This window comes from Pseudomonas sp. NPDC088429, from assembly GCF_044753305.1.
GTDB classification, from domain to species: Bacteria; Pseudomonadota; Gammaproteobacteria; order Pseudomonadales; family Pseudomonadaceae; genus Aquipseudomonas; species Aquipseudomonas rustica.
The window spans coordinates 142,112-158,287 of sequence record NZ_JBIVMX010000002.1 but is presented as its reverse complement, the minus strand read 5'-3'; the positions used below and the strand labels follow the sequence as shown (position 1 = coordinate 158,287).

General features: G+C 58.7%; 18 protein-coding genes. 14 read left to right on the top strand and 4 right to left on the bottom strand.

Translation table 11 applies throughout. The annotated features are described in order from the left end of the window. Nucleotides 1-50: 50 nt before the first annotated feature. The gene (gene galU, locus ACIP66_RS02255; protein WP_053120371.1) at nucleotides 51-890 is read right to left on the bottom strand and encodes a UTP--glucose-1-phosphate uridylyltransferase GalU; all 840 of its coding nucleotides are present in this window, start codon (nucleotides 888-890) and stop codon (nucleotides 51-53) included. 248 nt (nucleotides 891-1,138) lie between these two features. Here galU and ACIP66_RS02250 point away from each other — a divergent pair, with 248 nt between their 5' ends. Both ACIP66_RS02250 and ACIP66_RS02245 read left to right on the top strand, forming a co-directional pair. After that, nucleotides 1,139-1,327, top strand: a complete 189-nt coding sequence (locus ACIP66_RS02250; protein ID WP_400644929.1) for a hypothetical protein — start codon at nucleotides 1,139-1,141, stop codon at nucleotides 1,325-1,327. Nucleotides 1,328-1,467: 140 nt separating this feature from the next. After that, nucleotides 1,468-1,755, top strand: a complete 288-nt coding sequence (locus ACIP66_RS02245; RefSeq protein WP_400644927.1) for a hypothetical protein — start codon at nucleotides 1,468-1,470, stop codon at nucleotides 1,753-1,755. Between the two features lie 3 nt (nucleotides 1,756-1,758). On the opposite strand, the gene ACIP66_RS02240 is transcribed toward ACIP66_RS02245, so the two are convergent. Then, nucleotides 1,759-1,989 carry a hypothetical protein gene (locus tag ACIP66_RS02240; RefSeq protein WP_053120375.1) on the bottom strand — a complete coding sequence of 77 codons (231 nt, stop codon included), beginning with the start codon at nucleotides 1,987-1,989 and terminating at the stop codon, nucleotides 1,759-1,761. Nucleotides 1,990-2,060: 71 nt separating this feature from the next. After that, entirely contained in the window at nucleotides 2,061-2,417 is a 357-nt protein-coding gene (locus tag ACIP66_RS02235) for a hypothetical protein (protein WP_053120376.1), read from the bottom strand. 211 nt (nucleotides 2,418-2,628) lie between these two features. Between ACIP66_RS02235 and ACIP66_RS02230 the strand changes: the two genes are divergently transcribed. The 5 genes from ACIP66_RS02230 (at nucleotide 2,629) to ada (ending at nucleotide 5,763) form a co-directional block, all read left to right on the top strand. Continuing rightward, a complete protein-coding gene (locus ACIP66_RS02230; protein ID WP_007946189.1) occupies nucleotides 2,629-2,931 on the top strand; it encodes a DUF1883 domain-containing protein in 303 nt (100 codons plus the stop codon). A 29-nt stretch (nucleotides 2,932-2,960) separates the two neighbouring features. Continuing rightward, the gene (locus ACIP66_RS02225; RefSeq protein ID WP_400644925.1) at nucleotides 2,961-3,134 is read left to right on the top strand and encodes a hypothetical protein; all 174 of its coding nucleotides are present in this window, start codon (nucleotides 2,961-2,963) and stop codon (nucleotides 3,132-3,134) included. A 93-nt stretch (nucleotides 3,135-3,227) separates the two neighbouring features. Then, entirely contained in the window at nucleotides 3,228-3,938 is a 711-nt protein-coding gene (locus ACIP66_RS02220; RefSeq protein ID WP_400644923.1) for a 2OG-Fe(II) oxygenase, read from the top strand. 5 nt (nucleotides 3,939-3,943) lie between these two features. Beyond that, nucleotides 3,944-4,609, top strand: coding sequence for a DNA oxidative demethylase AlkB (gene alkB / locus ACIP66_RS02215; RefSeq protein WP_400645155.1), 666 nt, complete (start codon nucleotides 3,944-3,946; stop codon nucleotides 4,607-4,609). Nucleotides 4,610-4,695: 86 nt separating this feature from the next. Next, nucleotides 4,696-5,763, top strand: a complete 1,068-nt coding sequence (ada, locus tag ACIP66_RS02210) for a bifunctional DNA-binding transcriptional regulator/O6-methylguanine-DNA methyltransferase Ada (protein ID WP_400644922.1) — start codon at nucleotides 4,696-4,698, stop codon at nucleotides 5,761-5,763. Nucleotides 5,764-5,776: 13 nt separating this feature from the next. On the opposite strand, the gene ACIP66_RS02205 is transcribed toward ada, so the two are convergent. Further along, nucleotides 5,777-6,760, bottom strand: coding sequence for an MDR family oxidoreductase (locus ACIP66_RS02205; protein WP_400644920.1), 984 nt, complete (start codon nucleotides 6,758-6,760; stop codon nucleotides 5,777-5,779). Nucleotides 6,761-6,950: 190 nt separating this feature from the next. On the opposite strand from ACIP66_RS02205, the gene ACIP66_RS02200 reads away from it, so the two are divergent. The 7 genes from ACIP66_RS02200 to ACIP66_RS02170 all read left to right on the top strand — a co-directional run bounded on the left by ACIP66_RS02200 (nucleotide 6,951) and on the right by ACIP66_RS02170 (nucleotide 16,170). Then, nucleotides 6,951-9,413 carry an autotransporter gene (locus ACIP66_RS02200; protein WP_400644918.1) on the top strand — a complete coding sequence of 821 codons (2,463 nt, stop codon included), beginning with the start codon at nucleotides 6,951-6,953 and terminating at the stop codon, nucleotides 9,411-9,413. Between the two features lie 97 nt (nucleotides 9,414-9,510). Beyond that, a complete protein-coding gene (locus tag ACIP66_RS02195; protein WP_400644916.1) occupies nucleotides 9,511-10,572 on the top strand; it encodes an NAD(P)H-dependent flavin oxidoreductase in 1,062 nt (353 codons plus the stop codon). Nucleotides 10,573-10,755: 183 nt separating this feature from the next. Continuing rightward, nucleotides 10,756-11,523, top strand: a complete 768-nt coding sequence (gene modA, locus ACIP66_RS02190; protein WP_400644915.1) for a molybdate ABC transporter substrate-binding protein — start codon at nucleotides 10,756-10,758, stop codon at nucleotides 11,521-11,523. Next, a complete protein-coding gene (modB, locus tag ACIP66_RS02185) occupies nucleotides 11,524-12,204 on the top strand; it encodes a molybdate ABC transporter permease subunit (protein WP_212550761.1) in 681 nt (226 codons plus the stop codon). Nucleotides 12,205-12,207: 3 nt separating this feature from the next. Next, nucleotides 12,208-13,287, top strand: coding sequence for a molybdenum ABC transporter ATP-binding protein (gene modC / locus ACIP66_RS02180; protein ID WP_282353974.1), 1,080 nt, complete (start codon nucleotides 12,208-12,210; stop codon nucleotides 13,285-13,287). Between the two features lie 72 nt (nucleotides 13,288-13,359). Beyond that, nucleotides 13,360-14,397, top strand: a complete 1,038-nt coding sequence (locus tag ACIP66_RS02175; protein ID WP_053120393.1) for a DNA topoisomerase IB — start codon at nucleotides 13,360-13,362, stop codon at nucleotides 14,395-14,397. Nucleotides 14,398-14,541: 144 nt separating this feature from the next. Further along, on the top strand, nucleotides 14,542-16,170 hold the full coding sequence (locus ACIP66_RS02170; RefSeq protein WP_400644913.1) for an ABC-F family ATP-binding cassette domain-containing protein: 1,629 nt from the start codon (nucleotides 14,542-14,544) through the stop codon (nucleotides 16,168-16,170). Nucleotides 16,171-16,176: the final 6 nt, after the last annotated feature.

The following is a 16,176-nucleotide window of genomic DNA, read 5'->3' as shown; positions in this document are numbered from 1 at the left end:
CTTCACACAAATGACATCGTGCGAAGGTGCTACAAACGGATCAAGCGCTCTTAGTAAGCCTTGCCAGTCTTGTAGAAGTTCTCGAAGCAGAAGTTGGTCGCTTCGATGTAGCCTTCAGCACCACCGCAGTCGAAACGCTTGCCTTTGAACTTGTAGGCCATGACGCAGCCGTTCTGGGCTTGTTTCATCAGGGCGTCGGTGATCTGGATCTCGCCGCCTTTGCCTGGCTCGGTTTGTTCGATCAGGTCGAAGATGTCCGGGGTCAGGATGTAACGACCGATGATCGCCAGGTTCGACGGAGCGTCTTCCGGCTTTGGCTTCTCGACCATGCTGTGAACGCGGTAAATGTCGTCGCGAATCATCTCGCCAGCGATTACGCCGTATTTGCTGGTTTCCTGCGGGTCGACTTCCTGGATCGCGATGATCGAGCAGCGGAACTGCTTGTACAGCTTGACCATCTGGGTCAGGACGCCGTCGCCATCGAGGTTGACGCACAGGTCGTCCGCCAGTACCACGGCGAACGGTTCGTCACCGATCAGCGGACGGCCAGTCAGGATCGCGTGGCCCAGACCTTTCATTTCGGTTTGACGGGTGTAGGAGAACGAGCACTCGTCGAGCAGCTTGCGGATACCGACCAGGTATTTCTCTTTGTCGGTGCCTTTGATCTGGTTTTCCAGCTCGTAGCTGATGTCGAAGTGGTCTTCCAGAGCGCGTTTGCCACGACCGGTGACGATGGAGATTTCCGTCAGACCAGCGTCCAGAGCTTCTTCAACGCCGTACTGGATCAGTGGCTTGTTTACCACCGGCAGCATTTCTTTAGGCATGGCTTTAGTCGCTGGCAGGAAGCGAGTACCGTAACCGGCTGCTGGGAACAAGCATTTCTTGATCATATAAGTCCTTGAAAAGGCTGTGTGTACGAGTTTCGGCGCAGTCTAATCAGGCGGCGTGCACCTTACAATGCCCCGCGCTGGCTAACCGATGCCATCATAGAGAAATATTCTGGCGGATAGTTCCGCTGGCATCATCGAGCAGCGAAATCAGCGTAGCTCAAAGAATCTACCACCATACGCGCATCATCACCCAGCGCCAGCATTTGCCGGTATCATGGCGACTTTGAAACAGCGAACGAGACAGATAGATGGCCGAACCAAAAATCATCAACGGGTACACCGTCGGCAAGGGCAAAGATGGCCAATGGCACATTACTGCCACCAATGGCGAGGATGTTTCCGGGCCGCTACCTACCGAAGCAATGGCGATGGAGGTGGCCTCGGTGCTCGACTACACCCCTCCCGCGCCTAAGCGTCGCGGCAAAAATCAAGATTGATTGACCGCGTTACGCCGTAAGCCCTGCCAATACGCAGGGCTTTTTTGTGTCCACGTGCAAACAAGTGGCCAATCGCTATAACCTTTTCACGCCCGCGCTGTCAGAGCGTCTAGTCCCCCTACTCGCTGAAGACGACATCTATGAACATAAACAATTTTTTGCCATTGATCGCACTACTGGCATTGGCCGGCTGCGCCACCTCTGAGCCGACGTACCTGAAAACCGGTGAACAAGGCTTGACCATCGATTGCTCCGGCGAAGCCAATTCCTGGGCCACTTGCTATGAGAAGGCTGACGCCTCCTGCGCCGGCACCGGCTACCGCATCGTTGGCACCGACGGCACACCGCAGCCAAAAGAGAGCGACAAAACGCTGGGCGTTGACGTCGGCAACTACAAAACCCGCAGCGTCGTGGTGGTCTGCAAATAAGCGTTACATGTGAATTTCGGCGAACTTGATCCCGAGGCCACGCACGACTTCGATCAAGTCATCGAGTTTGCTGAACGATTCGACTTCGTCGTTATCGTCGACCAGAAAATAGCTGCGACCGGCGCTTTTCTTGAAAAAGACAATCCATTCACCCGAGTTCGCCGGGTTCTGGATGACATGGGTGGCAGAGATAAGGCCCTCTGCATGGCGCTCCCGCACTTGCTCTCGCTTCATCGCGACTCCAGAAATGAAAATGCCGCCACAGCATGACTGTGGCGGCATTGATGCTGATGACGGTTAGTCTATCAGCCAGAGATGCAGGCGTTGGCCGCGTTACGCACATCGCGAGGGCGTACCGGCACATTGGACATGCGCTCGTGCAGCTTGATGCTGCTGCCGCCGGAGCGGTCTTCGATGTCAAACACCGCTGCTGCACCCGTCGACAATTTGCCCGGAACGATCACCTGGACGCCGTCCTTCTTCGGCTGCACCTGCAGCGCACCACGGCTGTCAGCCAGTTTTTCCGCCAGGCACTGCGCATACTCATGGGGCTTCTTGCCAGAGATCACGCTCATGGTCGGCAGCGTTTCGTTGATTTCAGAAACATTCGCGCAACCACCCAAAGCCAAAACCAACGGCAGACACACCACACCCCACTTCATACAAATCCTCCTTTAAAGACCGTCCGACAGCACAAATGCCGTTTTTCTCCGAGGTCTTCTGCATTTAACCTGCATCCAATCGCGAATATCTGTTCAAAATTGTCAAACCAACGCCCGACGGCCAGATAATAACCCGTGCGGGCTGATAAACTGCGCCCAATCGACAAGCTATCGTTTTGATTTTGTAGAAAAAGCCCTTCTGGAGGCGCCCATGAAATTTATTCACCAGCGCGAGCACCTCAACGAAGACGACATCGTCGTCATCCAGTGCTCGCAAACCTGCAACATCCGTCTGATGAACGACGCCAACTTCCGCAGCTTCAAGAACGGCGGCCGTCACACCTACCACGGCGGCGCTTTCGACACGTTTCCGGCCCGCATCACCGCACCGAGCACCGGTTTCTGGAACATCACCATCGACACCGTCAACCGTCGGCCGATCAGCGTGACCCGCAAGCCGACCCTGACGCACTCGATCAAGATCATCCGCCGCTCCAGCACCAAACTGAGCTGAGCCGATCCCGCCAACGCACACAGGTAAGCATGAACGTGGCCCAAACGACCAAATACGTCATCAAGTACAAACTCAATGGCGAACGCCGCTTTGAGTTCGCGCAGTTGGAAAACGGCACCGCCGAAGAAGCAAAGGCTGCACTCGATGTCCTGCATGACAGCGAAGATGTGATCAGCGAAATCAGCGTCAGCAAAGCGTTGTAAGGCGCCGCTGCGAATTCGACCGCAAGCGGCGGAGTGTTCTGCCGCAGGGATGTGTCTAGCCTGATCACCTCGACTTTGCGTCCAGGAATCAGCATGCCAATGTCCCCTGCCCGACTGAATTCGCTCGACTGGTCAGCGCTGGAGCAGCAACTGGATCAGGATGGTTTTGTCATCATCCGCTCCCTGCTGCTTGGCCAGACGTGTGATCGTTTGAGTGACTTGTACCCGCAGACCGAACCGTTCCGTTCGCAGGTCATCATGGCCCGCCACGGCTTCGGTCGCGGCGAATATAAATACTTCCGCTATCCATTGCCCACGGCCGTAGAGCGGCTGCGCACAGCGTTGTATCCGTATCTCGCGCCGCTAGCGAATCGCTGGCAGGCGCGCATGAATATGCCCGAGCGTTTTCCGACGACGCACGCTGAATTTATTCAGCAATGTCACGCCGCCGAACAGACGCGCCCTACTCCGCTGTTACTGCGCTATGGCCCGCAGGACTACAATTGTCTGCATCAGGACGTGTACGGCGAACGGTTATTTCCGCTGCAAGTGGCGATTCTTCTGTCAGAACCTGGCGAAGATTTCACCGGCGGCGAGTTGGTTTTGACCGAACAGCGCCCACGCATGCAATCACGCGTTCACGTCATGGATCTGAAAAAAGGCGACGCCTTGATCTTCGCGGTGAACCAACGACCGGTCAAAGGCGTACGCGGCGACTATCGGGTGACCATGCGTCACGGCGTCAGTCGCCTGCACAGTGGAAATCGGCATACCCTAGGCATCATCTTTCACGACGCATTGTGAACACCATGCAACCGAGCAACTTCGACCTGTTAGCTGACAACGAACCGCAACAACAGCCTCGCGCAGACCAGATCGGTGAACAATCGTGGGTGCTGAGGGGTTTCGCGCTGCCTGTTGTCGATCAACTTCTACCGGCACTTCAAAACGTACTTGAAGCCGCGCCATTGCGCAGCATGATGACGCCGGGCGGATTCAGCATGTCCGTCGGCACCAGCAGTTGTGGCGCTTTGGGCTGGATCACCGACCGCAGTGGCTACCGTTACTCCAGCATCGACCCGCTCAGTGGAGCGCCATGGCCAGCAATGCCAGAGGCCTTCGCTGAATTGGCCCATTCAGCCGCCACCCAAGCCGGTTTTCCTGATTTTGTGGCAGATTCCTGCCTGATCAATCGCTATATCCCCGGCGCCAAGATGTCTTTGCATCAGGACAAAGACGAAAATGCCTACGCCGCGCCGATCGTTTCTCTGTCACTGGGTTTACCGGCGATGTTTCTGTTCGGCGGTTTTGCCCGCAGCGACAAGACCCAACGTGTTCCGTTGCTGCACGGCGACATGGTGATTTGGGGCGGCGTCGATCGGCTGCGCTTTCATGGCGTGTTACCGATCAAACAGGGTCGACATCCACAACTCGGTGAGCAGCGGATCAACCTGACCTTTCGCGTAGCCGGATAAGCTTAAGAGTTTGACCGCAAGGCCCGGAGTGTTGTCCTCGCCGGCGCTGGATAACCTGAATCAAACAGGCCAACGGATTAACCTTCATGAAAACGCTTTCGCCCCACCTCGACATCGAAACCGATCCACGCTGGGCTGCCGTCGTTGCCCGCGACCCACGGGCGGACGGACAGTTTGTCTACGCAGTGAAAACCACCGGCATCTATTGCCGCCCGAGTAGCCTGGCGCGCCTTCCAAAACCACAGAATGTGGAGTTTTTCGACAGCGCTGCCGAGGCTGAAGCGGCGGGTTATCGGCCGAGTAAGCGCGCCGGTAAAGATCAGACGGAGGTCAACGCTCAACACGCGAAGACGGTGGCGCAAGCCTGTCGGCAGATTGAGTCGTCTGAAGCGTTACCGACGCTGAATGACCTCGCGGAAACAGCAGGCTTGAGTCCGTTTCATTTCCACCGCGTGTTCAAAGCTTCTACCGGACTCACCCCGAAAGGTTATGCCGCCGCGCATCGCTCGCGCAGGGTGCGTGAACGCTTGGCGGACGGCGGCTCGGTGACCGATGCGCTGTATGACGCGGGCTTTAATTCCAATAGTCGTTTCTATGAATCAGCCGATCAGGTTTTAGGCATGAAGCCCGGTGATTACCGCGCGGCCGGGCAGAACAACGATATCCGCTTCGCTGTCGGCGAATGCTCGCTCGGGGCGATTCTGGTGGCGCAAAGTGATCGTGGGGTTTGCGCGATTCTGCTGGGGGACGATCCGCACCAATTGGTGTGTGATTTGCAGGATCAGTTTCGCCGCGCCAATCTGATTGGTGCCGATAGCGATTTTGAGCAGTTGATCGCAAAAGTCGTGGGGTTTATTGAAGCGCCGGCCATTGGCCTCGACTTGCCGCTGGACGTCAGAGGCACGGCGTTTCAGGAGCGCGTCTGGCAAGCGCTGCGGGAAATCCCTGCGGGCAGCACTGCCAGCTATTCCGAGATTGCTCAACGTATCGGCGCGCCAACCTCGATGCGCGCGGTGGCTCAGGCCTGTGGTGCGAACCGGTTGGCGGTAGCGATCCCCTGTCACCGTGTGGTGCGCAGCGACGGCAACCTCTCCGGTTACCGTTGGGGCGTCGAACGTAAGCGCCTGTTACTGGATCGCGAAACGCAGGCCTAGCGTCGGCTGATTCTCAGCGATTGACGTCGACCACAACCCGGCCACGAATGCGCCCGGCAAGCAACTCAGGCGCAGTATTAATCGCCTCGCTTAAAGCGATTTCATGGCTGATCAGGGGCAACAAGGCGAAATCCAGATCCTTGACCAGACGCTCCCAGGCCTGCACACGCCGGGCCTTGGGTTGAGTCACGCTGTTGACGCCCGCGAGGGTCACCCCGCGCAAAATGAACGGTGCAACCGAGCCCGGGAAGTCCATGCCCTGCGCCAATCCACACGCGGCAACGGTGCCTTCGGAACGCGTACTGGCGCAGGCGTTGGCCAATGTATGGCTGCCGACCGAATCGATCACCGCCGCCCAGCGCTCCTTCGCCAATGGCTTACCCGGCTCGGACAGGGTTGCACGATCGATGATTTCGCTTGCGCCGAGTTGCTTTAAATATTTGTGCTCAGAAGCCCGGCCCGTAGACGCCACCACGCGATAACCCAGCGTGTTGAGTAGAGCAATGGCAAAGCTGCCGACGCCACCATTGGCGCCAGTCACCAGCACCTCGCCTTGCTCCGGGGTCACGCCGTTATGCTCGAGCGCGAGAATGCACAGCATCGCCGTGTAACCCGCCGTGCCAATGGCCATGGCTTGTGCAGCGGTGAAGGCTTCGGGCAACGGAATCAGCCAATCGCCATTGAGTCGCGCTTTATGCGCCAGACCACCCCAATGGGATTCGCCGACGCCCCAGCCGTTGAGCAACACCTTGTCGCCGACCTTGTAGTCGGGATGCGAACTGGCTTCGACGGTGCCCGCCAGATCAATCCCCGGCACCATCGGAAACTTGCGCACCACCGGGCTGCTGCCGGTAATCGCCAGACCGTCCTTGAAGTTCAGCGTGCTGTAGGCCACCTGCACCGTGACATCGCCGTCGGGCAGTTGATCTTCATTGAGTTGCTGCAGGTCGGCGCGGTAACCGCTGTCGTCTTTGTTGATCACAATGGCGTTGAACATGAGTGCCCTCGCATGGCTGGATGTTGAAATGTCGTGCCTTGAAATACCACATCGCAACACGTTGCCACACTCGACTTTGTGTCTGGCTTAAATTTCATCGGGTAATTTCATTGTCGGCGTCTATGCTTTTTCGACTACCCTGCTGATCTTGGCCAAGCCCTCTAGAATCACCTTGTCGATGGAGTTGACGATGTCTCACCCGCGTTCTCTTGTAGTGATGCTGATGCTCAGTCTGCTGGCATTTGGCAATGCGTGGGCGGCGCCTGCCCCGGCTGCTGATGCGGCAACATCTGCAGCACCGAGTGAGCCGGCGTGGCCACAAGTCATTACCAGCGGCAAATCGAAATTGACTGTGTACCAACCGCAACTCGACAGTTGGGACGGTTACACGCTCAACGCTCGCGCGGCTGTCGAAGCTACCGGCGCTGATGGCAAATCCACTTACGGCATCGTCGAGTTCAGCGCCCACACCCTGGTCGACAAGGCCACCCGTTGGGTCGCGCTCGATCAATACAAAATCATCAAAGCCGATTTCCCGGCCGATGCCAGTCAAGCAGACACTTGGGCGGCAGCGCTGCAAAAAGACGCCGACAAGCGCAAGAAAACCATTTCCCTTGATCAGCTCGAAGCCGCTGTCGGCGTACTGTCGGCAGAACAGAAGGCGGACAGCGCCCCGCTGGAGAACACCCCGCCGACCATCATCAGTTCCGACGTCCCGGCGATGCTGGTGTACATCGACGGTGATGCGGCGTATCGGCCGGTGGAAGGCACGTCGCTGCAACGAGTGATCAATACTCGCCCGCTGCTGCTCAAGGACGAACAAGGCAAACATTATCTGCACGTGTTTGATGGCTGGATGGTCGCAGACCAGATCAACGGTGATTACACACGTCTGGCAAAACCGCCCGCCGATCTGGAAAAAGCCAAACAGGCCGCCATCAAAAGCCGTCAGGTCGATCTGCTGACCGGGCAAAGTGATCCGAAAGACAAGATCCCCAGCCTGGCCAAACCGCCGCAGCCAAAGATCTTCATTGCGACCACGCCTACCGAGTTACTGGTAACTGACGGCGCGCCGCAATGGCTGCCGATTCAGGGCACCGGCCTGCTCTACGTCAGCAACACCACCGGGCATATCTTCAAGGAAATCGGTGATCAGAACAGTTACGTGTTGATCTCCGGACGCTGGTTCCGTGCCAGCGACATGAAGGGCCCATGGACGTTTACCCCGGCGGACAAACTGCCGGCAGACTTCGCCAACATTCCCGACGACAGCCCGAAAGAGAACGTCAAAGCCTCGGTCGCCGGTACTCCCCAGGCGAAAGAAGCGGCGATTGCCGCGACCATTCCGCAGACCTCGGCGATCAAGAAAAGCGCAGTGAAAATGACCGCACCGCAGTTCGATGGCGAGCCGCAGCTCAAAGCGATCAACACCACGCCGTTGCAATATGTAGTCAACAGCGCCACACCGATCATCCGGGTCGACAACAACAGTTGGTACTCCGTGGAAAACGGCATCTGGTTTACCGCCACGTCGGTGAACGGCCCGTGGGTCGTGGCCAGCTCGGTGCCGGCGGTGATCTATTCGATTCCGCCGAGTTCGCCGATGCATTACCTGACTTACGTGAAAGTCTATGAGTCCAGCGGTGATACCGTGGTGGTCGGTTATACCCCGGGTTATCAGGGCTCCAATATTGATCCGGTGACTAATGTCGTGGTTTACGGCACCGGTTATCCGTACACGCCGTGGGTCGGTAGCGTCTGGTACGGGCCGCCGGTGACTTACGGTTTTGGCGTCGCGATCCGCTACACCCCGTGGACTGGATGGACATTCGGATACGGTTTCGGCTGGAGTTGGGGCGGCAGCACCGTGGCGATGGGCTGGGGCTGGGGCGCTTATCCGTGGTGGGGAAATTACGGCTGGGGTTACGCCTGGGGCCCGCGCTTGTATCCAGCGCCACTGGCCTGGGGCGGCGCTGCTTATGGTTATCGTGGCGGCGCAGTGGCGTGGGGCCCGGGCGGATGGGCCGGCACCACCGGCAATATCTATCACCAGTGGGGTGACCGCGCGACGGTCAGCCGTTATGGAGCCGGTTACAACGCCTGGACCGGCAATCGCTGGGCAGGTCAGGTCGGCTCTTCTTACAACTCGCGCACCGGTGTGGCGGCCGCAGGTCAACGCGGCGCGGTACACAACGTCTACAACGGCAATTACGCGGCCGGCCGCAGCGGTGCAGTCGTCGGGCCGAATGGCGGCGCTATCGCCGGCGCGCGCCTGACAGAGGGTAATACGCGCACCGGTACGCAGGTCACTGCCAATCGCGGCGCGGTGTACAACCCTAATACCGGCAAGACCACCCAATATGGCGCTATCCACGGCCGCAACGGTGGCGCCGCGCAGGTCGGCAACAACGTTTATGCCGGGCGCGACGGCAACGTCTACAAAAAAACCGACAGTGGCTGGCAGTCGATGGTAGGCGGTGGTGGCAGCACACGCGCGGCGCCGCTGAACAACAACCCACAGCTGCAAAATCTCAATCGCGATTCCGCTGCGCGTAATTTCGGCAACCAGCGCACCAACAACTTCCACAACTCCTCGCAATTCATGAATCACTCCTTCGGTGGTGGTGGAGGCGGCGGATTCCATCGACGTTAACGGCTTGTGAATTTCGGACTGGCCCTGAGTCCGGTTTTGCTGTTAAAAAACCGGCTCAGCCGTCCCTGCCCGTTTCAACGTTCGGAGTACCGCTTTCATGAGCCAATGGCCAGACACCCGCATTCTTGACCTGTTCGGCATCGAGTTGCCGATCATCCAGGCCCCGATGGCCGGCGCCACGAACTCGTCGATGGTGATTGCCGTGTGCAACGCTGGTGGCTTGGGTTCGATGCCCGCCGCGATGTTGAGCATTGAGCAGTTACGTGAAGAACTGAAAACGATCCGCGAGCACACCGACAAACCTTTCAACGTGAATTTCTTCTGCCATCAGCCACCGGCAGCCGATGAACAGCGCGCGCGTGATTGGAAGAATTTGCTGGAGCCTTATTACCGCGAACTGGGCGTCGACTTTGATGCACCGACGCCGGTGTCCAATCGGGCGCCGTTTGATGCGGCCGCTTGCGAGGTGCTGGAAGAGTTCCGCCCTGAGGTGGTGAGTTTCCACTTCGGTCTGCCGGAAAAATCTCTGTTGGATCGGGTCAAGGCCACAGGCGCGAAAATCATCTCCTCGGCCACCACCGTCGATGAAGCCGTGTGGCTGGAGCAAAATGGCTGCGACGCGATCATTGCCATGGGCTATGAAGCCGGCGGCCATCGCGGGATGTTTCTCAGCGATGACCTGAGCAGTCAGGTCGGCACTTTTGCTTTGGTACCGCAGGTGGTTGACGCGGTGAAGGTTCCGGTGATTGCGGCCGGTGCGATTGCCGATGCTCGAGGGGTGGCGGCGGCGTTCATGCTCGGTGCGTCAGCGGTGCAAGTCGGCACGGCGTATCTGTTCACCCCGGAAGCGAAAGTCAGTGCCTCGCATCACAAGGCTTTGCGTACAGCCAAGGAAAGTGAAACGGCCGTCACCAACATTTTTACCGGGCGCCCGGCGCGGGGGATTCTCAACCGTGTGATGCGCGAACTCGGGCCGATGTCAGCGAAGGCGCCGGCCTTTCCGTTAGCCGGTGGCGCGCTGATGCCGCTGCGAGCGAAGGATGATGCGCAGTTTGCCAATCTTTGGGCGGGTCAGGCGTTTACGCTGGGGCGGGACGTCAGTAGTGCGGAATTGACGAGGCAGTTGGCTGAGGGGGCGTTGGCGAAACTTGTGAGGTAGCGGACGGATTTCGCAGCAATTGGAAAGAGGGCCTGCTGCGCGCGCCAACGGGGATAAATACCCTCGCCACAGGGGAGTGTTTCGCTATATATTTCGCTATATAGCGAATTCACCCCCTCGCATCGGCGCAGTCTACCTCCAACAATAACTGCCCTCTGCACTTGCCAACAACGGAGCTGTTACATGACCACTCGTGCCTCACGTTTTGCCCCAACTTGCCTGGCCGCTTTGCTGGCGACCTTCGCCATCGGCGCCGCTCAGGCTGATGAAGTGCAAGTGGCAGTTGCCGCCAACTTCACCGCACCGATTCAGGCGATCGCGGCAGATTTCGAAAAAGACACCGGGCACAAACTGATCGCAGCCTACGGCGCCACTGGCCAGTTCTATACCCAGATCAAGAACGGCGCGCCGTTCGAAGTGTTCCTCTCGGCCGACGACACTACCCCGGAAAAACTCGAGAAAGAAGGCGATACCGTTAAAGGCTCGCGCTTCACCTACGCCATCGGCACCCTGGCGCTGTGGTCGGCAAAAGAAGGCTATGTCGATGCCAAAGGCGACGTGCTGAAGAAGAACGAATACCAGCACCTCTCCATCGCCAACCCGAAAGCTGCGCCTTACGGCCTGGCCGCCACCCAGGTGCTGGAAAAACTGAAACTCACCGAAGCCACCAAAGCCAAGATCGTTGAAGGCCAGAACATCACTCAGGCCTACCAGTTCGTTTCCACCGGCAACGCTGAGCTAGGCTTTGTAGCGCTGTCGCAGATCTACAAGGACGGCAAAGTCAGTAGCGGTTCGGCGTGGATCGTTCCAGCCAGCATGCACGACCCGATCAAACAGGACGCTGTAATCCTCAACAAAGGCAAAGACAACGCCGCCGCCAAAGCACTGGTTGAATACCTCAAAGGCCCGAAAGCCGCTGCGGTGATCAAGTCTTACGGCTACCAGCTCTAAATGTCGCTGACGAGTGCCGATTTCGCGGCGATCTGGCTGACCCTGAAACTGGCGTCCCTGACCACCGCGATCCTGCTGGTTGTCGGCACTCCGATTGCCCTGTGGTTGTCGCGCACCCAATCGTGGTTGCGCGGCCCGATCGGGGCGATCGTCGCCCTGCCCCTCGTGCTGCCGCCGACCGTCATTGGTTTTTATCTGTTGCTGATGATGGGGCCGCACGGTTTCCTCGGCCAGTTCACCCAATGGCTTGGGCTTGGCACGTTGACGTTCAGTTTCACCGGGCTGGTGATTGGCTCGGTGATCTATTCCATGCCGTTCGTGGTGCAACCGTTGCAAAACGCGTTCTCGGCGATCGGCACCCGCCCATTGGAAGTGGCGGCGACCTTGCGCGCCAATCCTTGGGACACTTTTTTCAGCGTGATTCTGCCGCTGGCCCGTCCCGGTTTTATCACGGCGGCGATCCTCGGTTTCGCGCATACCGTCGGTGAATTCGGCGTCGTGCTGATGATCGGCGGCAATATTCCCGACAAGACCCGTGTGGTCTCGGTGCAAATCTACGACCATGTCGAAGCCATGGAATACGCGCAGGCCCATTGGCTCGCCGGTGCCATGCTGGTGTTTTCGTTCCTCGTGTTGCTGGCGCTCTACTCCAGCCGCAAAACCCGCGCAGGCTGGAGCTGATCGATGATCGATGCACGTCTGAAAATCGCTTATTCGGGCTTCAGCCTGGATGTCGATCTGCACTTGCCGGGGCGCGGCGTTTCCGCTTTGTACGGACATTCCGGCTCGGGTAAAACCACCTGCCTGCGCTGCATTGCCGGCCTGGAGCGCGCCGAGCAAGGCTTCGTGCAAATCAACGACGAAATCTGGCAGGACAGCGACAACGGCATTTTCGTCCCGCCGCATAAACGCGCGTTGGGTTATGTGTTTCAGGAAGCCAGTCTGTTTCCGCATCTGTCGGTGCTGGCCAACCTGCAATTCGGCCTCAAACGTATCGCCAAATCGCAGCGCCGGGTTGATCTGGCACAAGCCACCGAACTGCTCGGCATCGGCCACTTGCTCGAACGCCATCCGCAGCATTTGTCCGGCGGTGAACGCCAGCGTGTCGGCATCGCCCGTGCACTGCTGACCAGCCCGAAACTGTTGCTGATGGACGAACCCCTCGCCGCCCTCGACAGCCAACGCAAAAGCGAAATCCTGCCTTATCTGCAACGGTTGCATGACGAACTGGATATTCCGGTGCTGTACGTCAGCCACGCGCAGGACGAAGTCGCGCGACTGGCCGACCATCTGGTGTTGCTCAGCGACGGCAAAGCGCTGGCCAGTGGCCCGATTGGCGAAACCCTCGCGCGTCTGGATCTGCCGATGGCAATGGGTGATGACGCCGGGGTAATCATCGAAGGTCAGGTCAGCGCTTACGATGCGCAGTACCAACTGCTGAGCCTGCAACTGCCGGCCACCGAAATGAACATTCGTGTCACTCACGAACCGATGACTGTCGGCCAGGCCCTGCGCTGCAAGGTGCACGCGCGGGACATCAGTCTGGCGCTGCACAATGACGCTTCCAGCAGCATCCTCAATCGACTGCCGGTCACGGTGGTCAGCGAACAAGCGGCGGACAATGCTGCCCATGTGCTGATTCGTCTCGATGCCGGGGGCACCCCGTTGCTCGCGCGCATCACCCGCTACTCGCGCGATCACTTGGCGATCCATCCGGGCCAGCAACTCTGGGCGCAAATCAAGGCAGTTGCAGTGCTCGCATAAATCATTCGGCACCACGGCGAGAGCGCGCGGTCAATCGTTTTACAGACCGCCGCGCCACTTAAGGAAGTCGCCATGTCCGAAACCGAGCTGACCGATGCACTGCCATCCGACCTGCACTACGTCGATGACACGCAGCCCGGCATCACCCGCAAAAAACTGCGCGGCAAGTTCGCCTATTTCGAGCCGTCCGGTCAGCGCATTACCGACCCGGACGAAATCAAACGCATCAACGCCCTCGCGGTTCCGCCGGCCTATGTCGATGTGTGGATCTGCGCCGACCCGCGCGGTCATCTGCAAGCTACAGGCCGCGATGCCCGGGGTCGCAAGCAATATCGCTATCACGCTCGCTGGCGCGAAGTGCGCGATGCCGACAAATATTCGCGGCTACGCGAGTTCGGTCTGGCGCTGCCAAAACTGCGCAAACAACTGGAAACACTACTGGCCGCGCCCGGCTTTAGCCGCGACAAGGTCATGGCCACGGTGATCACTCTGCTCGACGCCACGCTGATTCGCGTCGGCAACACGCAATACGCCCGCGACAATCGCTCTTACGGGCTGACCACCCTGCGCAGTCGCCATGTCGAAGTGAATGGCAGCGCGATCCTGTTTCAGTTTCGCGGCAAGAGCGGCATCGAACACCAGATCACCGTCAAGGATCGACGCCTCGCGCGGATTATCAAACGCTGCCTGGAGCTCCCCGGACAGAATCTGTTTCAGTACCTGGACGAACACGGCGAGCGCCACACCGTCAGTTCTTCCGACGTCAACAGTTACCTGCAAACCCTGACCGGCGCCGATTTCACCGCCAAGGATTACCGCACCTGGGCCGGCAGCGCCTTGGCCTTGGCGGTGTTGCGCGAACTGCAATGGGAGTCGGAAACCGAAGCCAAACGGCATGTGGTCGACATGGTCAAAGGCGTCGCCAAACAGTTGGGCAACACGCCAGCGGTGTGCCGCAAGTGCTACATCCACCCCGCCGTGGTAGAAAAATTCATGCTCGGTGCCCTCGCCGAATTGCCGCGACCTCGCGTACGCAAGGGGCTGCGCAGTGAAGAAGTGGCCTTGGCGATGTTTCTCGAACGGATGAGCGAGATGGCCGTCGCACCTTGATCGTCCGCGCATCGTCGTCTAGGCTAGCCACCTTCCCCTCTTCAGGATGACCGCAGAAGTGAACAATCAGACCTTCTAAAAATGTAATCGCGACAGTCGCCGCTTGGCGTTTGTCAGTCTTCACGACATTTTTTGGAGGTGCCGATGACTCACGTCTCGCGTACGCCTGCCCTCGTCTCGCTCAATCAGCTGAGTTTCCAATTCGCCAATGGCGAGACGATTTTCAACGCACTGAATCTGCAGTTCGATCATGTCCCGACCGCGATTGTCGGTCGCAACGGTGTCGGTAAAAGCCTGCTCGCGCGGCTGATTGCCGGGCAGCTACAGCCCACCTCCGGGAGCGTTTCAAGCGCAGTGCCTGTGATGTACGTTTCCCAAATATTTGTCGGTGCACCCGGCCAAACGGTGGCGGGCGCGACGGGTACAGCCCAAGTACTTGAAGCACTGCAGCGCCTCGACCAGGGCAATGCCAGCGCCGATGATTTCGACATCATCGGCGATCGCTGGGATTTGCCGGAACGCTTACGGCAGATGCTTGATGAGTGCGGACTCACCGATATCGCTGATACCGACCTCACCGAAAACCTCAGCGGCGGCCAACAAGTCAGAATCGCCCTGATCAAAGCACTGTTGAGCCAGGCGCAATTGCTGGTGCTGGATGAGCCGACCAATCATCTGGACAGCGCCGGTCGCCACTGGCTGCTGAATACACTCAATCACTGGCGCGGCGGTCTGATCGTCATCAGTCACGATCGACAGTTGCTCGAGCGGATGCAGCGGATCGTCGAACTGACGCCGTTGGGCGTAAATATTTTCAGCGGCTCTTACTCAGCCTTTACCGAACAACGAAGCCTGCAACACGCAGCCGCTCAGGCGCAACTCGATCAAGCCAGAACCGAACGCCAGCGCGAGCGTTCACGCCTGCAACGCGAGCACGACACGATCCAGCGCCATGCCGCCAACAGCCGTCGCAATGCGCAAACCGCGAACGTTTCCAGCATCGAACGCGCCGGGATGAAAGGCGCGGCGCGAGACATCATGGGACATGTGCGGGTTGGCCATCAGGCGCGTAAATTCGAGCTGGATAACCGCGTGCGTGAGGCATTTACAAAGGTGTTGCCCGAAGACAGTGTGCTGATCAATCTCCCGGGCAGCGTGGTGCCGAACAGCCGCCAAGTCTGCACGCTCGTGGACGCGTGCCTGCCGTGGTTATCGCCGGCGAGCCGACTGAGTCTCACGATCCGGGGACCGATGCGCATCGCCGTCAGTGGCCCTAACGGCTGCGGTAAATCGACCCTTCTGAACATGCTCGCCGATGAACTGGAACCGGCCAGCGGTACCTGCACGACTCACGTACCGCTGGCGTTTCTTGATCAACAACTGCGTCTGCTTGATGACGCAAACTCCATTGTTGACCAGTTGCTGGCTCAGCAAACACCGTTGAGCGAAGGCAACCTGCGCAGTTATCTGGCGCACCTTCAACTAAATGCCCAGCGTGCGACGCAGCCCTGCGCTTTGCTCAGCGGCGGCGAACGCCTGAAGGCTGCACTGGCATTGGCGTTGTGGCGCCAGATTCCGGCGCAATTGCTCTTGCTAGATGAACCGACCAATCATCTGGATCTGGCCTCGGTGGAAGCTTTCGAACAGTCATTACAGAGTTTTCCCGGCGCCATTGTCGCGGTTTCCCACGACCAGACGTTTCTACAAGCGTTGAATCCAAGCCATCGGCTAACGTGGCAGCCAAGCGGTTGGCTGCTGCAACCGACGAGTTGAGCTGAC